The 19,737-nt window shown below is 36.5% G+C and carries 18 protein-coding genes and 2 pseudogenes; 12 read left to right on the top strand and 8 right to left on the bottom strand.

Going from position 1 to position 19,737, the window contains the following annotated elements:
* Positions 1-13 precede the first annotated feature (13 nt).
* Together nikA and LAV82_RS25215 are read left to right on the top strand one after the other, a co-directional pair.
* On the top strand, positions 14-1,555 hold the full coding sequence (gene nikA / locus LAV82_RS25220) for a nickel ABC transporter substrate-binding protein (RefSeq protein ID WP_499717168.1): 1,542 nt from the start codon (positions 14-16) through the stop codon (positions 1,553-1,555).
* Positions 1,556-1,624: 69 nt separating this feature from the next.
* On the top strand, positions 1,625-2,137 hold the full coding sequence (locus LAV82_RS25215) for a GNAT family N-acetyltransferase (protein WP_499717167.1): 513 nt from the start codon (positions 1,625-1,627) through the stop codon (positions 2,135-2,137).
* A 536-nt stretch (positions 2,138-2,673) separates the two neighbouring features.
* Here the strand turns inward: LAV82_RS25215 and LAV82_RS25210 are convergent.
* On the bottom strand, positions 2,674-3,117 hold the full coding sequence (locus LAV82_RS25210) for a YfmQ family protein (RefSeq protein ID WP_013055243.1): 444 nt from the start codon (positions 3,115-3,117) through the stop codon (positions 2,674-2,676).
* Between the two features lie 193 nt (positions 3,118-3,310).
* Here LAV82_RS25210 and LAV82_RS25205 point away from each other — a divergent pair, with 193 nt between their 5' ends.
* On the top strand, positions 3,311-3,448 hold the full coding sequence (locus LAV82_RS25205) for a lmo0937 family membrane protein (protein WP_013055244.1): 138 nt from the start codon (positions 3,311-3,313) through the stop codon (positions 3,446-3,448).
* Positions 3,449-3,480: 32 nt separating this feature from the next.
* Here the strand turns inward: LAV82_RS25205 and LAV82_RS25200 are convergent, their stop codons facing one another.
* Both LAV82_RS25200 and rarD read right to left on the bottom strand, forming a co-directional pair.
* Positions 3,481-4,251, bottom strand: coding sequence for a TatD family hydrolase (locus tag LAV82_RS25200; RefSeq protein ID WP_499717166.1), 771 nt, complete (start codon positions 4,249-4,251; stop codon positions 3,481-3,483).
* A 62-nt stretch (positions 4,252-4,313) separates the two neighbouring features.
* Positions 4,314-5,226 (bottom strand): annotated as a pseudogene (gene rarD, locus LAV82_RS25195) (EamA family transporter RarD).
* A 335-nt stretch (positions 5,227-5,561) separates the two neighbouring features.
* Between rarD and LAV82_RS25190 the strand changes: the two are divergent.
* Positions 5,562-5,957, top strand: coding sequence for an SET domain-containing protein (locus LAV82_RS25190; protein WP_013055247.1), 396 nt, complete (start codon positions 5,562-5,564; stop codon positions 5,955-5,957).
* A gap of 35 nt (positions 5,958-5,992) precedes the next feature.
* Here the strand turns inward: LAV82_RS25190 and LAV82_RS25185 are convergent, their stop codons facing one another.
* Positions 5,993-7,135 (bottom strand): AI-2E family transporter, encoded by a 1,143-nt coding sequence (locus tag LAV82_RS25185; RefSeq protein ID WP_013055248.1) that lies wholly within the window; start codon positions 7,133-7,135, stop codon positions 5,993-5,995.
* 127 nt (positions 7,136-7,262) lie between these two features.
* Here LAV82_RS25185 and LAV82_RS25180 point away from each other — a divergent pair, with 127 nt between their 5' ends.
* On the top strand, positions 7,263-7,526 hold the full coding sequence (locus tag LAV82_RS25180) for a hypothetical protein (RefSeq protein ID WP_013055249.1): 264 nt from the start codon (positions 7,263-7,265) through the stop codon (positions 7,524-7,526).
* A gap of 248 nt (positions 7,527-7,774) precedes the next feature.
* On the opposite strand, the gene LAV82_RS25175 is transcribed toward LAV82_RS25180, so the two are convergent.
* Positions 7,775-8,305 (bottom strand): DL-endopeptidase inhibitor IseA, encoded by a 531-nt coding sequence (locus LAV82_RS25175; RefSeq protein WP_061859882.1) that lies wholly within the window; start codon positions 8,303-8,305, stop codon positions 7,775-7,777.
* Positions 8,306-8,720: 415 nt separating this feature from the next.
* Here LAV82_RS25175 and LAV82_RS25170 point away from each other — a divergent pair, with 415 nt between their 5' ends.
* Positions 8,721-9,713, top strand: coding sequence for a zinc-binding dehydrogenase (locus tag LAV82_RS25170; protein WP_192101056.1), 993 nt, complete (start codon positions 8,721-8,723; stop codon positions 9,711-9,713).
* A gap of 97 nt (positions 9,714-9,810) precedes the next feature.
* Here LAV82_RS25170 and LAV82_RS25165 read toward each other — a convergent pair whose 3' ends face one another.
* Both LAV82_RS25165 and LAV82_RS25160 read right to left on the bottom strand, forming a co-directional pair.
* Positions 9,811-11,391 (bottom strand): lactate permease LctP family transporter, encoded by a 1,581-nt coding sequence (locus LAV82_RS25165; RefSeq protein WP_499717165.1) that lies wholly within the window; start codon positions 11,389-11,391, stop codon positions 9,811-9,813.
* A gap of 62 nt (positions 11,392-11,453) precedes the next feature.
* Positions 11,454-12,410, bottom strand: a complete 957-nt coding sequence (locus LAV82_RS25160; protein ID WP_211078892.1) for an L-lactate dehydrogenase — start codon at positions 12,408-12,410, stop codon at positions 11,454-11,456.
* Between the two features lie 332 nt (positions 12,411-12,742).
* Here LAV82_RS25160 and LAV82_RS25155 point away from each other — a divergent pair, with 332 nt between their 5' ends.
* From LAV82_RS25155 to LAV82_RS25145, 3 genes and pseudogenes are all read left to right on the top strand, one after another.
* On the top strand, positions 12,743-13,618 hold the full coding sequence (locus LAV82_RS25155; protein WP_013055254.1) for a cation diffusion facilitator family transporter: 876 nt from the start codon (positions 12,743-12,745) through the stop codon (positions 13,616-13,618).
* Between the two features lie 140 nt (positions 13,619-13,758).
* Positions 13,759-14,829: pseudogene (locus LAV82_RS25150) on the top strand (cache domain-containing protein); the annotation flags it as partial.
* Positions 14,827-15,777 carry a methyl-accepting chemotaxis protein gene (locus LAV82_RS25145; RefSeq protein WP_498819771.1) on the top strand — a complete coding sequence of 317 codons (951 nt, stop codon included), beginning with the start codon at positions 14,827-14,829 and terminating at the stop codon, positions 15,775-15,777. The pseudogene LAV82_RS25150 and the gene LAV82_RS25145, both read left to right, overlap by 3 nt.
* Before the next feature lie 295 nt (positions 15,778-16,072).
* Here the strand turns inward: LAV82_RS25145 and LAV82_RS25140 are convergent, their stop codons facing one another.
* Positions 16,073-16,984, bottom strand: coding sequence for an RluA family pseudouridine synthase (locus LAV82_RS25140; protein WP_211078894.1), 912 nt, complete (start codon positions 16,982-16,984; stop codon positions 16,073-16,075).
* A gap of 155 nt (positions 16,985-17,139) precedes the next feature.
* On the opposite strand from LAV82_RS25140, the gene LAV82_RS25135 reads away from it, so the two are divergent.
* The 3 genes from LAV82_RS25135 to LAV82_RS25125 all read left to right on the top strand — a co-directional run bounded on the left by LAV82_RS25135 (position 17,140) and on the right by LAV82_RS25125 (position 19,691).
* Positions 17,140-17,532: a DUF5365 family protein gene (locus LAV82_RS25135; RefSeq protein WP_211078895.1), complete on the top strand. Its 393-nt coding sequence runs from the start codon at positions 17,140-17,142 to the stop codon at positions 17,530-17,532.
* Positions 17,533-17,936: 404 nt separating this feature from the next.
* On the top strand, positions 17,937-18,731 hold the full coding sequence (locus LAV82_RS25130; RefSeq protein WP_025752999.1) for a SurA N-terminal domain-containing protein: 795 nt from the start codon (positions 17,937-17,939) through the stop codon (positions 18,729-18,731).
* Between the two features lie 189 nt (positions 18,732-18,920).
* Positions 18,921-19,691, top strand: a complete 771-nt coding sequence (locus tag LAV82_RS25125) for a L,D-transpeptidase (protein ID WP_499717164.1) — start codon at positions 18,921-18,923, stop codon at positions 19,689-19,691.
* The last annotated feature ends 46 nt before the right edge of the window (positions 19,692-19,737 follow it).

The following is a 19,737-nucleotide window of genomic DNA, read 5'->3' as shown; positions in this document are numbered from 1 at the left end:
GGTGGAAAAATCAATGATAAATAATAAAAAACTCGTGTCTATGATATTTCTTGTGTTACTTTGCCTCACTGCTTGCGCTCCTAATGAAGAGAGCATAAGTATAAAAGAAAGAAAGAAAACAGATAAAAGTGTGACGTTTTTATTTAATTTTACATCTGCAACGCTTGATCCTCATACGGATGATAATTATACAGCAGTTCGTGCGGGAGTAGGGGAGACGCTTGTTAAAATCAGCGACGATTTAAAAATAAAGCCTTGGCTTGCTGAAAAGTGGGAAACGAAAGATAACGGCCTTACATGGACATTTATGATAAGAAAGAACATCACGTTTCAAAATGGAAAAGCGCTGGATGCAAATGCCGTTAAGTCTTCTCTTCAAAGAACGATAGATCAAAGTTATGCGATGAAAAACGCTTTAAATATTAAAGAAATGAAAGCGAACGGTCACATGCTGACAATTACGTTAAAAGAACCGATCCCTAAATTCCCTTCTGAATTAATGCATCCAAATACAGCTATTATAGACGTTGATGCTTCTAATATAACTAAGAAGCCCATTGGTACGGGTCCATTTCGCGTCTTGTCTTTTGATCAAGGAAATCAAGTGAAATTAGGAAGATATGAACATTATTGGGATGGGAAAGTGAAATTAAAAAAAGCGATTTTTGCATTTAACGAAGATGCTAATGCGCGAGTTGCTGCTCTTCAGTCCGGGACAGCCGATATTATTTATCGCCCGCCTTTAGAAAGCTTGAGCACTTTACAAACAGATCCGTCTTTTAAGGTAAGTGGAGTACCTAGTGTACGTACCCATTTATTGCTTTATAATCAAACCAATGACGCATTAAAAGACGAAAATGTAAGAAAAGCTATCGATGCTTTATTGAACCGAAAAGAAATTGTCAGTAGCATAATGAACAATCAAGCGACAGCGGCTCGAGGTCCATTTTTACCCCAATTTCCTTTTGCTGATAGTACTGCTAATGAGCAAAGAGGTATGACATCTGCTAAAAAATATTTAGAGAAAGCAGGCTATCAACTCAAAAATGACAAAGCAATCAAAAATGGAAAGCCACTATCGCTCTCTCTTGTCACATACAGCTCTCTGCCAGAACTGCCTTTAATTGCTCAGCTTATACAGTCTAATGCGAAAGAGTTAGGAATTACTATTAAGATTCACCTAGTTGAAGATAGCGATGAATATATAATGGCAAAAGATGATTGGGATTTAGCATTGTACAGCCTTATCACAGCACCTAGAGGGGATGCCAGCTATTATTTAAGTACGAACTATTTGCCGGGCGGTGGTTTAAATGCCAGTCGGATTAATGACGATAAGCTAACAAAAATGATTCAGCAGTTAAATTCAACAGTAGATGACGCAAAACGAGATCAATTAGCCAAACAAGCAACCGCTTTGATTAATAGAAAAATGCTGACGTCATCGATTGTATATCCAAACATTGTTGTTGCTTACAATCAAAAAGTGAAAAACTGGACAACAAATCCAAGCGAGTATTATATGCTGACTCAGCATTTAGATGTAACCCCATAGTCAATATTGAGGCATAGAGAGGGAAAAGAGAAAGTATAAAATGACAGATAAAAGGACGTGACAATAAACGTGCAAGAAGTACAAATGTATCAAATTAAAGAAGTAACAGAAAAGGATGCTGAAGTGATTCAGTTTGTCATGAATATGCGAAATGAGCTGTTTCCTATGCTGGAAAAAAATCAGCTTCCTGTGGATTTGCTTCATTTTAATGAACATTATGTTCAAGCGAAAGGCGCTGCTTTTTTTGCAGCTGTTACAGAAAGTCAACAAGTAATTGGAACCATAGGTTTATACGCTTACGATGGAAGATTTCATGCATTAAAAAAGCGATATGAACATAAAACTGCAGCTGAGATTGTAAAATGCTATGTCGATCCAGCGTACCGGCGTCTAGGCATTGGACAGCAGCTGTTAAAAGCAGTTGAACAATTTGCCCAAAGTCATTTTTATGACACGCTGTATCTGCATACTCATCCTTTTTTACCGGGGGCTATCCCATTTTGGACTTCACAAGGTTTTATCGAAAGGCTCGCTGAACAGGAAGAGCCATGGAATACGCTGCATATGGACAGAAAAATATAACCAGTTGTAATGTAACGATATTATACAGTAATTACCATAGAATCTAGATAAGAGCTCATGCTATAATGAACGTACTTACATTTATAGCCTGTAGGGCAAGTCCTTACAGAAAAGAACCACGTTTCGAATTGGCTGAAACGTGGTTTTTTCTATGAAAAAAAATAACAAAATATTTTTAAAAATATATATGAAATCGCTTTCAAAAAAATGAAATATATTATATAATTACTAGTGTTGTGTTGTACTTTGTTAGTGTTAAATCAATATCCTACATGTGTGAGCCGATTGCCTTATGGTAGTCGGCTTCCTTTTTTATGGTAGGACTCTAAAGGGAAATAGCATTTGTTAAAATGCTGTAATTGTCATGACAATAGTTGTCCCAAAGGCCCACTTGAAAAGAAACTTTTGATGCTCGCCGAAATCTACTTCAACCAATTAATTTATATTATAGCATTAGAATTAATGTTAAAGTTTGGAATTTTTAAATAAGATAGCTTCAACCTAAAACTAAAAAAGCCGCCTTATAGGCGACTGGTTTAAGCTAGGTCAGCTGTTATGGACTGCTTTTGAAGGTGATCAGACAGCAGGCTGTAAGCAATAATTTTCTTTTTATACTGTTTTACGACATCGACATGATCATCATAACTGTATACGCATAATCGAACATCTTTTTTTCCTTTTTTCGTATCGATAACCAGTGGAGTTTCACTGTCTTCTAGGTGTTTATAATAGTCCTTATTTCCTTCATGGACATAATATTGTTTTAAAAATGTTGCTTTATTAAAATAATCAATCACTTGCATTTTGTCTTTGCCTTCTAAATGTTTCCCATCAACTGTGACAGTAACGTTTTGATCATCAAGTGTTGGGTGTAATTGAAATTTAGTCATAAGCCATTTGACCACTGGAGTTGGAAGACACGTTACTAATATTTTGAGTGCACTTACAAGAATGATGGAAAGTAATACAATCCACGTCATAGTTAATCATCTCCGCTATAGTTTAAATGAAATAAGATTACATACTTATTTTACCACAGAGAACATGAGTACTTTTTGTACATTATGTGAACCTTCCTTAGTGAAAAGATGTATATGAAATGCGTTTATTTATGCACATTTAGGGAAATATAGAATTATAACAAATACTACATATAAAAAAGGAGAAAAAATTATGTTGTGGACGATTATTGGACTTTTATTTATTTTTTGGTTATTAGGATTAGTTTTTCATATTGGCGGCGGCATCATTCACATTCTTCTTGTCATTGCAGTGATTGTGCTAATCGTAAAACTTGTGAAACGAATTTAGATATAAAAGGCCTTTCCTTAGGGAAAGGCCTTTTATGTGGAGAGATTATAAAAACAAGACGTATTTTGATATAAAAAATCATATGCTTCCGTTCCAGAAACTCCTTTGAGACGTGCTATTTCCTCAACGGACTGATGTATCATTGATGGAACCGTTGTCTGGTTTTGAAAAGGTCCTTCAAATGGCCACGGACCATCTGTTTCGACCATCAAGTAGTCAAGAGGGTATTCCATGGCAAGCGCTTGGATTTTAGGCTTATATACAATATCAGGTGTAACTGAAATATAGTAACCGTTGTTTTTCATTCGTTCAACGGTTTTTTTAGCTCCTTTGAACCAGTGGAAGTGAGCTTTAGACACGGAATGTTTTTCTAGTAAGTCACACACAATTTCAGCGTCTTCATATACAGCGTGAAGAATTAACGGTTTTCCCCACTTTTTTGAATGAATAATAAAAGCTTCAAGCAGCTCCAAATAGGGCTCTAGAGAAAGAGTATAGGTCTGATTTAAGTAATAAGGTAGACCAATCTCACCAACAGCTATCATTTCTTCATTGTTTTGATCAATCCAGGCAAACAGCTCCGCTAATTCATTTGAAGAAGGCAGTATTTGTTCAGGATGAAATCCGTAGGCGGGTTTCACACAGGAATACAATTGGCTGATTTTTTGATTAAGTTGGCAAGACTGTAATGTGGAAGATACAGAAATAAGCGCTTGTAACGAAGGATCCTTCTCTATTATGTCCTTCCAGCTTTTCGGTTCATATTGATCGAGGTGAATATGAGCGTCAATGATTTGTTTCATAAGTATCGCTCCTTTCAGCCCAATTTGTTTAGAAATAATACGTAAGAAAATGTATGGTTCTGTTAGGCTTCCATTTTATTTTTTATGTGTTTTTTATTCCCCCATTTAGTAATAGATGAAAAAGTATAAACAATAAGAGCTAACCAAATAAAACTAAAAGCAATAACATGAGCTTTTGTTAGCGATTCATGTTATAGAATTACTCCTGCTAGCAGAGATAAGGTTGGTGAAATATATTGAAGAATACCAAGCATTGATAATGATACTTTTTTAGCACTTTTTGTGAATAATAAGAGTGGTAGAGCTGTGACCATTCCACTTCCCATTAATAAAAGACTTGTTGAAAAAGAATCAAAAAACTGCAATTGTGATTGAAACGTGAGGTAGCCTATCTATGCTAATGAAATAGGGGAGATGACCATCGTTTCAAGAGTTAATCCGATTGTCGAATCAGCTTTAATCTTTTTCTTTGCCAAACCATATAATCCGAAAGTAAGAGCCAAACTAAGCGAAATCCAAGGAACAACACCATAATGAAGACTGAGTGTTAATACGCCGATCCCTGCTAGTATAAATGCAAAAATTTGAGCTCCGCTTAATTAAGACAATAACACCTAATAAAACACTTGTTAGGGGATTAATATATTGTCCAAGGCTCGCTTCTACTATTTTTCCATTAATGACAGCCCACATAAAAATGCCCCAATTTGCACTAATAAGTGCAGACGCAGTAAAAAGGGACGAGAATAAGGATGGTTTTTTCATTATTTCTTTTACAAACGTAATGTATGTACGCCATTTCTTTGTTATCAATAAAAGAATAAGCATAAAAATAAAAGACCAAAAAATGCGCTGAGCTAAAAGCTCCCCTGGTGCTACGTGGTGAACCAGCTTCCAATAAATTGGCGTAAACCCCCACATAAGATAAGAAAGGACTGCATACGTTACACCATCTTTGTCATGATTTAAGTTCATTTAAAACCTTCTTTCTAACATGAGATAAATTTGGTAGTAAGAGTGATAGATTAACATAAAAAAACAGCATAAACGATTATATCACAGAGAAAAACGATTCTTCACATGTTGAATGGCTCAAAAAAGCGCTATGCGCAAGGTCATTGCTTTTCCATGTCTAAAATAAAATCAAATTGCATGTTTCTAACAAGGTAAGTGCTTACACAAGTGTGCATGATAAGCGCTCCTTCAGCTTATATTCAAGTGGTTATGAAAAACAGTTGATTTCCCCATTAGAAACTGTCAAGCTTAAGGAAGAAAAAAATCTTAGAGGAAAGAATATATAGGTGACGAATATGATCGAAATAAAAGTGTCTGCGATAAGCGACGGAGAATTTAATAGAGGTGTATTTGCTAAGCAAGATATTAAAAAAGGAACGCTTATTCACGAAGCTCCTGTTATCGCTTATCCTAATAAAGAGCATGATTTTATTGAGAAAACAACACTAGCGGATTATGCTTTTGAATATGGAGTGAATCATACGGCTATTCTTTTGGGATACGGTATGCTGTTTAATCACTCGTATACACCCAATGCTACGTATGAAATTAATTTTGACAATCATACCTTTGATTTTTATGCATATACGGATATCCAAGCAGGAGAAGAAATTCTCATCAACTATAATGGAGATGAAGATGATCAAGAGCTCCTTTGGTTTGATCGTGAAGATGAAGAAGAACAAAAGTAAAAAGTTAAGCCCATCGAAAATCGATGGGCTTTTTATTATGCTTTTTTATCTGGATACATAGTAGAATTCAAACGGATGAATTGATAAATATGCGTAATAATAACTTTTAAAACGGCATATCCAGGGACGGCTAAAATAATACCGATGATTCCGAATAAGTTTCCGGCGGTTAGAATGACAAAAATGACTGTAATCGGGTGAATGTCTAGGCTTCTTCCCATAATTTGCGGAGATATTACTTTACCTTCAAGCAATTGAACAACTGCCCAGACAATGGCTAGTTTTACAAGCATGAAAGGAGAGGTAATAAACGCAATAATAATTGCTGGTATGATGGCGATAATAGGACCAAGGTAAGGCACAACATTGGTTACCATGGCTATAATCGCTAAAAGTAATGCATAGTCTAATCCAATAATCAGATAGCCAATGAAAAGCAGTACACCTATACAAATTGCAACGAAAATTTGCCCGCGAATATATGCGCTTAGTGCATGATTCATATCGGCTAAAATAAACTTAGCCTCAGAACGAGAACGATTTGGAAGCAGCTTCACAATGTAATTAGGAAGATTTTTTCCATCTTTCAACAAGTAAAAAAGAATAAAGGGTAAAACGGCAACCGATAATATTATTTCTGTGATGGTTCCGACAAAATTAACGATACCGCTTGAAAATCCAGAAACATATTTACTCAAGTGTTTGGAAGCATCTTTTGAAAGCTTGTCTAGGTCCGTGTTGGCCGACTGAAGACCCTGCTCGACATATCGGTTATTTGAAAGATTCGTCACCGCATGCTGAACGTCATGCGTCAGCTCTGGGATATTATCAATAAGACGGTCAACTTGATTTTTTAGAGGCGGAATAACCGATGAAATAATAATGGCTAATGCGCCGATAATCACTATGTATAAAACAAGAATGGAAATAATTCGTTTTACACCTTTTCGTTCTAAAAAGTCAACAAGCGGATTAAATAAATAAAAGCAAATTCCTGCTAAGATAATCGGCAGTGCGATTGTTTTAATAAAAATAGAGATAGGAATTAAAATAAATCCGATTTTTGATAACGAAAAAATAGTCATGCTGAGAATAAAAATAATAATTGTATATACAACAAATTTATTATTTAAGATTTTTTCTCGGAAAAAAGTTCCTTTCTGAGGTCTAGGTTCCAAGCTGTTCAACTCCTTTAAAAAATAAATGTATAGTTATCATACCCTGATTTAGACTAATTTAAGAGGGTTTTTTACAAAGAAGTGTGCATACTAGTAGAAAATCTTCTAGAAAGAAGGGGTGAAATCATTGAAAGAACACAAACCGTATGATGATTTCTCTACAGTAGAAAAAAGCCACGAGTATATAACCGCTGAAGAATTTCCAGACGGTCCTTTCGGCTCTCCTGTTAATCAAAAACTTGGGAAATCTACTTCATGGGAAGAAGGGCAGCGAACGTATAGCGCATTTAATTATGAAAACAAAAATCTTCATGAAAAAGCGCAAAGATTATTTCCAGGCGCGCATCCTGTACATGATAACCCAGAGGAACATGAACAAAATCCAAGTTAATGTCTTTATTATGCTCTGAATATATTGCCCTATCTTTTTGCTGAATTATGTTGACAATAAGCAATTTAGCCTGTAATATAAAACGTAACTTATCACTGTTTCTACAGGATTCGACAAAATTTGATTTACTTAAACTTGTGATCTCAACTTCTATTTACAGCTATTAGAGCGCTGTAAGTAGAAGTTTTATTTATGTTATCGATAAAAAAGAAAAAAGCAGGTCTGCTCAAGCAGGCCTGCTTTTTTTATTATTGAACAGCGTCAAATTTATTTACTTTCCACTGAGAATTAGATTTATAGAATGTGACAGTGCGTTTTACGCTGCCGCCATCTACAGTTGGAACTGTGAATTCATAAGAGCGAACTGTTGCTGTTTGATACACAAGCTTTGTTTTTGCTTTTGACCACTCTAACATGCTGAATCCGTCGCCGATTGGATGTGCAAGTTTGCCGTTATATGTGATATAGCTGTAATTTGTTAATCCTTTTTCTACTGCACTATTTGTAAATGTCTCAGATAAGTAGCTTGATAGCTCAGCTTTTGTATCAAATTCAGGGCAAAGATACACGTACTCAGTTCCTTTATATTCAAATGTACGTTCTGTACATGGTTTGTTTTTATAACCGTGCAGAGCACTCCAGAAATGATTGCTGGCACTAGCTGCAATTTTGACAGCATTTGCATCCGTTAGTGTTGTAGATGTTGTTTGTGCTGTAACTCCAGTGCTTAGTGTAAAGAAAATAGCGATTGATGATAAAACTAGTCCAATTTTTTTCATTTCTAACTCACTCCTAATTAATTAACCTTATTTATGTAACAATTATGTGTTTTATATTTCTTTTGTTACATTTATATTACAATAAATCTGTAACAAAAGAAAGTGTTTTGTCTTTTTTTTCTTAAATTTTTTTAGTTTTTTACTAGTTTCTAAAATAGATATAGTAAGGGAATTACCAGTTAAATGTTGATTTATCAACGTTTTCAGGCGTTTCTTTCTACTTTTTAATCTTTTTGTTACAAAAATATTATTTGTAACAAAACTGTAATAAAAGAAGCTTAATACCTTTACGATACAGAAAAATAAAGATAAAACGGTGAAAAAGTGAATGTGAAAACTGTTTTTTCCTTTTTTAGGCATATTTCTTTTGCCATTTTCAGCTTTTTAGTAGGGTAGATTAAGAGGAGGCGAAATGATGAAAGGCATTATACATAGTGAAAAAAGTGGAATAGCAGGCATGAATTACAGAGATCTTCAGGAGATGCAACCTCAAAGAGGAGAAATAAAAATAAGGTTAAAAACAGCAGGTTTAAACCGGAGAGACTTGTTCGTTATGAAAAATCGAGGTAAAGGAGATAAGCCGTTTATTCCCGGTTCAGACGGTGCAGGTATTATAGAAGAAGTGGGAGAAGGCGTAAAAGGTTTAAAAACTGGAATAGAAGTGATCATTAATCCAAGTCTGGAGTGGGATCGTGTAGAGGACATTCCGTTTACACCTAAAATTTTAGGTGGTCCATCGAATGGAACATTTGCAGAGTATGTAATCATAAAAGCGGATAATGTTGTGCAAAAGCCATCTTATCTATCTTGGAAACAGGCGGGGGTTCTTTCATTATCCGCTTTAACTGCCTATAGAGCTCTATTTACAAAAGGGCAGTTAAAAAAAGGAGAGCACCTCCTTATTCCCGGTATAGGAAGCGGAGTCGCGACCTATGGATTGTTATTCGCAAAAGCTATCGGAGCTAACGTAACAGTCACTTCTAGAAGTGATGAAAAAAGAAAGCAAGCTCTAAAGCATGGAGCGGATTATGCTTTAGATAGCGGAAGCAGTCTAAAAGAAGAAATCAACAATAGAAAAGTAGATATCATACTTGATAGTGTGGGGGCAGCTTTATTTCCGACGTATTTTGAAATATTAAAGCCAAATGGAAGAATTGTTAATTTTGGGGCGAGTTCTGGAAATGAAGTTGAATTGCCTCTAAGAACTATTTTTTATCCTCAATTCAATATACTTGGCACGTCTATGGGAAGTCAGGAAGAATTTGTGGACATGATGGATTTTATAGAGAAACATCAAATTAAACCAATCGTCGATCGATTCTATCCGCTGTCAGAGGCAGCTGCAGCTTGCGAACGATTAGATAAAGGAAAACAATTTGGCAATATAGGTTTACTTATTTCAGAATAAAAAGGTCCCCAGCGCTAACTGGGGATCTTCTTATATAATCAAACGTTTGTTTAAATGAAAGAAACAAGGTAATAACAGGATTTTTAGCAGTTTTTTATCATAACCACCAAGCTAACAAAAAGGTAACAAATCCCCCTAGTATCAAAAATCCTATGCTGTATTTGAGCGTGTATTTGAACAGTTCACTTTCTTTTCCAGCCAGTCCCACTGCTCCGGCAGCGACGGCAATTGATTGAGGAGAAAGCATTTTAGCCATCACTCCGCCGGCAGTATTGGCCGCTACAAGAATAATTGGCAAAACATTAATTTGCTGAGCTGTAGTTAGCTGCAAGTTGCCGAACAGCGCATTATTTGATACGACAGACCCCGTTAGAAATACGCCGATCCAGCCAAGAAATGGAGATAAAAATGGAAAATAAGCAGCTGATGTAGCGAGCGCTAATCCAAGTGTAGAAGACTGTCCTGAATAATTTGAAATAAAAGCAAAAGCAATGACCATCATAATAGTAATAATAGGTCTTGATAATTCTTTTACGGTTTCTAAAAGAGTGGTCCATGCCACTTTTGGCGATACGTTAAGCAAGAAAACTGAAAGGATACAAGCAATAAGAATTGCTGTACCTGTTGCTGCAAATACGTCTATTTTTAAGACAGCAGCGTAAGGCGTAGGATCTTTTACTAAAGGCGCTGCTTTAATTACGTGATTGTGTAAAAATGGGACGTTAATAAGCAGGTTCATATGTTCAAGCATCGTTTTGACAAAAGAAATGCTCCAAGCCGTAACGAGTATCGTTAATAGAATAAAAGGAGACCAAGCCTTTAAAATCTGTTTTGGTGACAGGCTGAAGCTTTTAGCTGCTGCCGGGCTTGTTCGTTTAATATAAAAAGCAAGAGCAAGCAAACTCACAATAGAAGATGTGATATTTGGAAGTTCAGGGCCGATGTATGTAACAGTTAAATACTGTGTCAGTGCATAGGAAACGGCTGTGATGCTCGTTGCTTTCCATACGTCTTTTAATCCTTTTATCCCATCCATAATAAAGACAAGTAAAAAAGGGATAAGAAAAGAAATAATCGGAAGCTGCGTGCCAAGAAAATGAGCAATTTCTTTTGGATCTATGCCAGATACTTGTCCTGCGACAATGACAGGAATCCCCATGGCGCCAAACGCTCCTGAAGCTGTATTAGCAATTAAACATAGCGCCGCTGCTTTTAACGGTTTGAACCCAAGTCCAACTAGAAGCGCTGCTGTAATGGCAATTGGAGCTCCAAATCCCGCTGCCCCTTCTAAAAAAGCATTAAAAGAAAAAGCAACAAGCAGCATTTGCAAGCGGGGGTCATCGGTTATTGAAATAATAGATTGTCTGATGGTAGTAAACTGTCCGCTTTTGACAGTTAGCTTATATAAGAACACCGCTCCGATAATAATATAGCTGATGGGCCAAAGTGCATACAGAAACCCATAGCCTGTGGCTCCTAAAACCATTGAGGCAGGCATATGATAAAAATAAATAGCAATAATCATAGAAAGAAGCACCGTAATACCGGCAGCAATGTGTCCTTTTAATTTCAAAAGAGTTAAAGCAATAAAGAAAAAGATAATGGGAATGAGTGCAATTAGTGCAGAAAGCCAAATATTATCTAAAGGATTATATACCTGAGTCCACGTCATATTCATACACCTCTACTACATATTTAAAACAAGGTAGCGGGGGAGTCCCCCGCAAAAATCTTTAGATGTTACACAAAAGCTCTGTCGCGAGTTTGCTTAAGAATGCTAGCAGAGTGCTCGAGCTGCTGCTGTTCGTGAGGAGTTAAATTCAATTCAATAATTTGACGCACGCCGTTTTTATTAATGATAGCTGGTACGCCGATATACACATCAGAAATACCGTATTGTCCTTCTAATAAAGCAGATACTGTTAAAATAGAATTTTCATCATCTAAAATAGCCTTGGTAATGCGTACAAGCCCCATTGCAATTCCGTAATAAGTCGCTCCTTTTCGATTAATAATATGGTAAGCCGCATCGCGGGTTTGTTCGAATAGATGCTGCATATCCGGTTCTTTTTCAATAGCGGCAGTATTGATAAAATGTTCGAGCTTCACACCGCCAATTTGCGCGTGGCTCCAAACAGGAAATTCTGTATCTCCATGTTCCCCCATAATATAAGCGTGGACGTTGCGAGAATCTACTTCGAAATAGTCGCTTAACAAGTAGCGGAAGCGAGCTGTGTCAAGAATCGTTCCTGAACCAATTACCCGTCCGTTTGGTAATCCTGATACTTTTTGTGTAACGTGTGCGAGAATATCAACTGGATTTGTTGCCACTAAAATGATGCCGTCAAATCCGCTGTTCATAATATCTTTTACAATGCATTCGAAAATTTTAACGTTTTTTTCAACTAGATCTAAGCGTGTTTCCCCTGGAGCTTGATTAGCGCCCGCTGTAATAACTGCTAAATCAGCGTCAGCACAGTCTTTATAATCTCCAGCCCAGATTTTCATCGGTGCGGCAAATGGCATTCCATGATTGATATCACGTGCTTCACCTTCTGCTTTTTCTTTGTTCATATCGATTAACACTAATTCATTGGCAATACCTTGATTCACCATTGAAAAAGCGTAGCTTGAGCCAACAAAACCAGTTCCGATAACGGCAACTTTTCGTGTTTTTGGTGTAAATTGTGTTTTCATTTGTATCATCCTTTGAATTTTATTTTGTGATGTTTTTCACAATGTTAGTGTAACAAGAATAAATAGCTTTAGCTGTGATAAAAATCACACCCTTTAAAAAATAGTAAACAATTTTACAGGGCGATTTAAAAAAATGTCCTTCTACATGAAGTGCCATATTTAGAAAGATCTTAAACGTTTAAAGTGTTGAGTAAAGGCAACTTGTTTTGCAGAAAGCTAAAGAGTTTAACATTCTCTATTTGTATGTTAGCAGCCAATAATGTTTCTATAGACCCACACGAAATCCATTTGTTACACTAAGTTTGCTTATTTTGAATAAAGGAGTGGAAAGGATGGAGAACTACTATGAGCAAGCCCAAAAAGGTGCTTGGGTTAGTATCTTATCATATATCTTTTTATCAGCATGTAAACTTATCATTGCGGGTGTCACCGCTTCCTCTGCATTAAAAGCCGACGGTCTTAATAATGTTACAGATATTATTGCATCAATTGCCGTCTTAGTCGGCTTAAAAATCTCTAAAAAACCTCGTGATAATGATCATCCCTATGGACATTCCAGAGCGGAACATATCTCTTCACTTATTGCTTCTTTTATCATGATGGTCATCGGACTAGAAGTATTGGTCGATGCGGGTCAGTCATTATTTATGGACAAATCTGAAGCGCCTAATTTACTGGCTGCTTGGGTAGGTCTTGGAGCGGCTGCTGTTATGGGTGGTGTCTACCGATATAATATTAAGCTTGCTAAAAAACTTGATAGTCAGTCCTTATATGCGGTTGCTAAAGATAATTTGTCCGATGCACTTGTGAGTATAGGGGCTGTTGTGGGAATTTTCGGCTCACAGTTCGGCCTGCCCTGGCTGGACGTGGTAGCTGCTTTTGCTGTGGGAATTATTATTTGTAAAACAGCCATCGAGATTTTTAAAGAAGCGGCTCATTCCTTAACAGACGGATTCGACGAAGAGAAGTTAGGGCACTACAAAGAAAGCATCGAGCTTGTAGAAGGTGTAAAAGAAGTAGAAGATGTGAAAGCGCGCAAGCTTGGTAATCAAGTCGTGATTGATGTAACTGTTAAAGTAGATCCCCATTTAAATGTTATCAAAAGCCATGAAATTGCTGATCAAATTGAACATATGATGAACGATGAGCATCAAATTAAAGATACGCTTGTTCATATTGAACCTGATGCATACGAAAAGCAAAAATAAGACCAGCACGTTCTTTCGTTATGAAAGGATGCGCTGGTTTTATTTTGCGGGAATTTGAAATAAATCACAAAACCTTCTTCAAAAATGAAAATGAAAAGCCGTTATTAGTAATATAAAGATTTTTGTAGAAGGGTGAGGGAATGAAGAGGTTAAGTGCAAAGCTCGTAGTATTTTTTAGTATTTTTATAGCTATTTTATTATTAGTTGTTTCAGGGGCTGTTTATCAATTTACCAAAACGCAAATAGAACAAGATGTAGAAGTACAGTCTCAAAGTCAAGTGAAAGAGTTAAAAGAAACGATTCATACGTACTTAGACATGTATAGTCGTTCTTTGCTGACGTATAGTGAAAACGATGTAATTGTTAATTTTGTTAAGCGGGAAGGAGATCAAACAAACCAAGAGAAAAATCCGTATTTTACATGGAACACAGTTCAAAAAGAGTTTACACAGTTTAAAGAAAAGTATCCAAACTTAGCACTTGAATACATAGGCACTAAAAATAAAGGAATGTATTCTGTTCCTAAACAAGAGTTTGGTTCAAACTATGATCCGACTTCAAGGGTATGGTACAAACAAGCAGTAGAGTCACCTGATGAGGTTATTTATACGGATCCATATGAAGATGCAGCAACAAAAAAGACGGTCGTGACAATTGCAAAGGCTATTTTAGATCCAGATACTAAAAATGTGCAGGGCGTTATAGCTACTGATTTAGACTTAGATGCATTAAAAAACATTGTAGGTAAAGCAGAAGTAAATCACGGTGGGTATGCATTTTTATTTGATCAAAATGGCACAGCGCTCGTTCATCCAACAGAAGCTGGGGAAAATTTAATGAATCAGCCATTTATGAAAAAAATGTACGAAGCAGACCGGAATAGAGATTTCATGAAGTATACCTTTCAAGGTGAAGAGAGAGTGATGGCATATGATACTCTCGAAGGGACGAATTGGAAGATAGGAAATGCCTTTATTTATAATGAAATGCTCTCAAGCGCTCATCATTTACTGACTGTTATTGTCTGGATTGCGTTAATTGGCATCTTATTATCAGTGGTGTTAACCATCTTTTTCTCAAGAATCATTACTAATCCGATTCGCCGCTTGAAAAATGAAGTAGCCAAAGTAACAGCTGGCGATTTAACGGTTCAGGTGAAGACGAAGTCAAAAGATGAAATTGGTGAGCTTACTCATTTATTTAATGATATGGTAGCCAAAATGAAAACATTGATCGGCACGGTTCAGACGTCTGTTGAGACAGTGAAAACGTCTGTTGAAGACTTGAGCGCCGTATCTGAAGAAGCAACTGCATCCAGTGAGGAAATCGGCCGGGCTATCCATGAGATTGCGAGCGGTGCCACGCAGCAAGCTTCTGATGCTGACTCTACTAATCATAAAACGATGAGTTTATCTTCGCAAATTGAAGAAGTCATTGAACAAAACGCACAGATTAATAAAATGACGATTGAAGCTGTAAGCATCAATGAAAAAGGTTTAAAACAGATGCAGCTTCTTCGCAACCAAACCACTGAATCGTCTCAAACGATTCACGCTGTTCAAGCTGTAATGGAAGAATTAACAAATAAGATGAAAAAAATTGAATCTATTATTTTCACGATTAATAGTATTTCAGATCAGACAAATTTACTTGCATTAAATGCTAGTATTGAAGCAGCTCGTGCAGGAGAACATGGCAAAGGATTTGCGGTAGTAGCTGAAGAAGTGCGAAAACTTGCTGAACAGTCCTCTCAGGCCACTGAACAAGTTCGCCATACGATTGGAGCGATTCAAGGGGAAGTCGCTGCTGCGCGTGAAGAATGCAACCGTACAGAAGAGCTTTCAAAGTCTCAAGACTTTGTGGTAGGAGATACAGAACGAGCTTTTCATGAAATTGCAACTACGATTGAACAAGTGGCAGCGGCTGTCGAACATGTGACAAGCAGCATGGACAGTATCGATGAGCATAAGGAAGACGTGGTAGCGGCAATTCAAAGCATAGCAGCTATTGCACAGCAATCAGCAGCGGGAACTGAAGAAATTACCGCTTCTACAGAAGAACAAATTAGAGCTATTTCTACTGTTTCTCAATCAGCTGAACATCTGCAAGAGATTAGTGAAGAATTAGCGAACTTGATTCGTCAGTTTAAAATTCAATAGAAAAAAAGAGGCTAGGACAAAAGTATTTTAGTTAAAGGAAAATCCGAACGGTGAATTGAGATTCTTGATAAAGAATCCAACTTGTTCGGATTTTTTTTATTGATATGGTGAACGCAGGTTTCATGTATGTTGCTGCTTCTAGCTGGTGATTGGAGGGCAAGACGAAGACTCCGGCCGCCCGCGGAAAGCGAAGTCTTGCACGGAAATCAGCAGCGGTGTCTCAAGCGATCCATATGAGCATATTTCTCCTATTTGTTTGCCTTTAGCTGGTTGTGTCTTAATCTCTCTTTTATGTTTAATAGGAAAGCAACTTGCTGTAAGGCAAAAAGACTTGCTGAGTTGGAGGTGCAACAGCTGACACGCGCTGATGTGTAAACGGATGTATAAAAGAAAGCTTAATGGCGTGTAAAGCTTGCTGCTGCTCTTTTAATCTCTTTCCTCCATAAAGCGTATCGCCAAGTAATGGATAGCCGATGTGACTCATATGAACACGAATTTGGTGAGTGCGTCCGGTTTCGAGCGAAAGTTCAATAAGCGTTTCGTTTTTTGCCGTATTGCGTTTTAACACCCGATAACGTGTTTTGGCAGCTTGTCCCGTTCTAGATACTCTTCTTCTTGTAGCATGATGACGATCGCGTCCAATGGGTTCATTGACGATTCCGTCCTCTTTTTTTATGATTCCTTGGACGAGGGCAATATAAGTCCGATTAATTTTACGTTCAGCCAGCAGCTGATCAAACACAGAGCTTGCTACAAAATGCTTCGTGAATAAGATAGCACCTGATGTATCGCTGTCCAAACGGTGAACGTGTCTAGGCTTTGTTTTGAGGCCTACTTTTTGAAAATAAGCAGCTACAGCATTTAAAAGAGTTTTTTGGTCTTGCTCTGATGAAGGATGAGTATCTAGGTTTATTGGTTTGTTTACGATTAGTACGTGCTCATCTTCAAACAAAATCTCTATATCAACATTGTAAGGTGTTATTTCATCAGGCTCTGCTTCAAAAAAAGGGAGTGACACTGTATCATCTTCCTTAAGCATATTTCTCCATGGTAAAGGTTCACCATTTATAAGCACATTTTTATTCATCCGAAACTGATGCAACGTTTTTTTAGGAATACGCCATTTCGTTTTTAAATAATCTTCAATGGTTTGACCTGCATCATTTTTTGCGATTTTATCTTCTAGCCATTGGCCGTGTATACTCATATTTAATCCCTTCCTTACATACTAGTAAATATCCTTTAATCTTTAAAAAGAACTTGTAAATAATTAGGAGGAAATAACTACCTGAAGTTCTCGTTTTATGTTTATGTTATGCTAAACAAAGAGACATAAGTTAAGAGAAAAAAGGGGGGGTAACCATGAAAATTGCCCAAGCAGCTCCGCCAGAAATGGAGAATTACATAGAAGAGTTGACTGAACAGCTTCGCTATGACTTGTTACCTCGGTATGTATCTGTAGATAAGCTTAATCCTGATGAATTATTAAATCCAGATCACTGTACAGACCATTTATATAATGGCTTACTCGATGAAGCATTGCAAGTCATAAGTAGCCTTCAGACAATAATTGCCGTGATTGAAGCGATTCAGCATCGGCCGATTGAAGAAAGCGACTGCGAGCAATTCGAAAAAAATATTGCAATTTTAAAAAAATACGGATTCTTATTTCCTGTTTCTATTGAATGTTTTGCAAAAGAAAACAATTTGATTACGTATTCGTATGAATCGTTTTATAATTCATACATAAATTGAAAAGAAAAAAGCATGATTATCCCATGCTTTTTTCTTTTTTTTTTATGAATTTCGGCTTTCAATTGGATAAAAAAAGAACTTGTGATATCGTTAAGCTCGTATAAAGTTCTTATAGAAATATGAAATCAAATACTATCGTTTTTCATATAACAAATAAATTGAAATAATACAGATGTATAACGAACTGTAAATTATGTAAATCATACTAAATAATGTTATGATTAGACAGGCCGTATAAAGAAGAGCATTTATCTTTCATAAGATTACAAAACGTTTCAATCTTATTACATATGTTTAAAATTAGCCTAAATGGTTTCTTTTTACGCCTATATCATATACAATGCCCCCTAGATGATTTTTTCGAATAGCTAATAATCGTTTGGGATTATGAAAGGAGATTAATCATGAAAAAACTGATGTATACATTGCTCATTGGGTTAATTGCTGCAGCTTTAACAGCATGCGGTTCAAACGATGATGCAAAGCAATCAAAAAGTGATGATCAGAAAACTGCACAAACTGAGAAGCAAAAAGAGGCTCAGGAAAAGCAGGAAAAGCAAGCAAAAGAAATGCAGAAGAAATTAGATAAACAAAAAGTAGATGAGAAGAAAACCGTAGCAGTTGTAAACGGTAAAAAAGTTTCTGGTGAAGAATATAATGCAGCCCTGGCTACATCACAAAATCAGTACCAACAAATGGGACAAGACCCAACATCTAAAGAAGCAGCTAAACAAGTAAAGCAGCAAACAATTGACAATTTAGTGGGTCAAACGCTGCTATTGCAAGAAGCTGAAAACAAAGGCTATAAAGCAACTGATGAAGAAGTAAATAAAAAGTTAAAAGAAACGAAAAAGCAGTTCAAAACAGATAAACAGTTTAAAGCGGCTTTAAAAGATGCAGGACTAACTCAATCACAATTAAAGTCTGAGCTGGCTGACAGCATTAAATATCAGCAGTACGTAGATAAAGACATCCAAACACCAGAAGTAACAGATAAAGAAATTCAAGATTATTACGATCAATTTGCAAAACAAAGCCAAAGTCAAGCAAGCGGCGGTAAAGAACAATCTCAAATGCCAAAGCTTGAAGACGTAAAGCCACAAATTAAGCAGCAGCTTGAACAACAAAAGAAACAAGAAGCATTGGAGAAAAAAGTTGAAGAACTTAAGAAAAATGCAAAAGTTGAAGTGAAGCTTTAAATACAAATGAAACGGCTCTTTAAAGGGCCGTTTTTTTGTTATGTACATTTATTGTTTCTTGTCAGTAAAAAGGGGTGCGTGAAAGATTTTATTGTATTTTGACTTATAAGGTAAAAAGTGTTCTGATGGTTTGCCTTTCATCCTATACTTTTCTTATATAGATATAAGAGAAATTGGGGGAGTCGATAAATGAAAAAGGTAGCTGTTTTTTTTGTTGGGCTTGTTTTTTTACTCGCGGGGATGGGTCTGACAGGCAATGCGTCTGCGGCGTCAAATCAACTTATTATTATTAACAAATCTACTAACACCCTTGTTTTTTATGATAGAGGAAAATTAGTAAGGACGTTCAAAGTTGCGACGGGGAGGCAGATGAGTTATACACCAGAGGGTACCTTTAGCATTGTGAATAAAATTAAAAACCGGCCTTATTATAAAGACAACATTCGGGGAGGGGATCCTAGGAATCCGCTAGGTGATCGCTGGCTAGGATTAAATGCGCGCGGAACATATGGAACGACGTATGCTATTCATGGAAATAATAATCCAAGTTCTATCGGGACTTACGCAAGTTCTGGGTGCATTCGTATGTATGATGAAGAGGTACGCTGGCTGTTTGACCGTGTTCAAACCGGTACAAAAGTGGTTATTGGTCAATTCCATTCTCAAAGTTTTGATTCAATCGCTGTTAAAAACAAATACAAAATAAGCAGTGCTCCAGTCGCCCAGAATCTTTGTAAAACGAAAAAGCTCTCAAAAGGCCAAATTGGTTTTGTAACGATTCAATCACCGATGGTTTTATTGAAGGAAGAAAAAGGAAAATGGGTAAAGATTCGTACGTTAAATCGCGGTGAACGCTATAATGTATATAAAATAGATGGCATTAAAGTCTCTTTAGGGCCAGGATTTATTGAAAATTATCCTAATAAAAAAACATCCATAAAATTAAATATTTGCAAATAGAAAATACCGTTCATATAGCTGACTATATGAACGGTATTTTTTGAAT

The sequence above is a fragment of the Bacillus sp. ILBB4 genome (assembly GCF_035064545.1).
In the GTDB taxonomy this organism is placed as follows: Bacteria; Bacillota; Bacilli; order Bacillales; family Bacillaceae_H; genus Priestia.
Note: the sequence above shows the minus strand (reverse complement) of the source record. Positions and strands in the feature narration are given on the sequence as shown.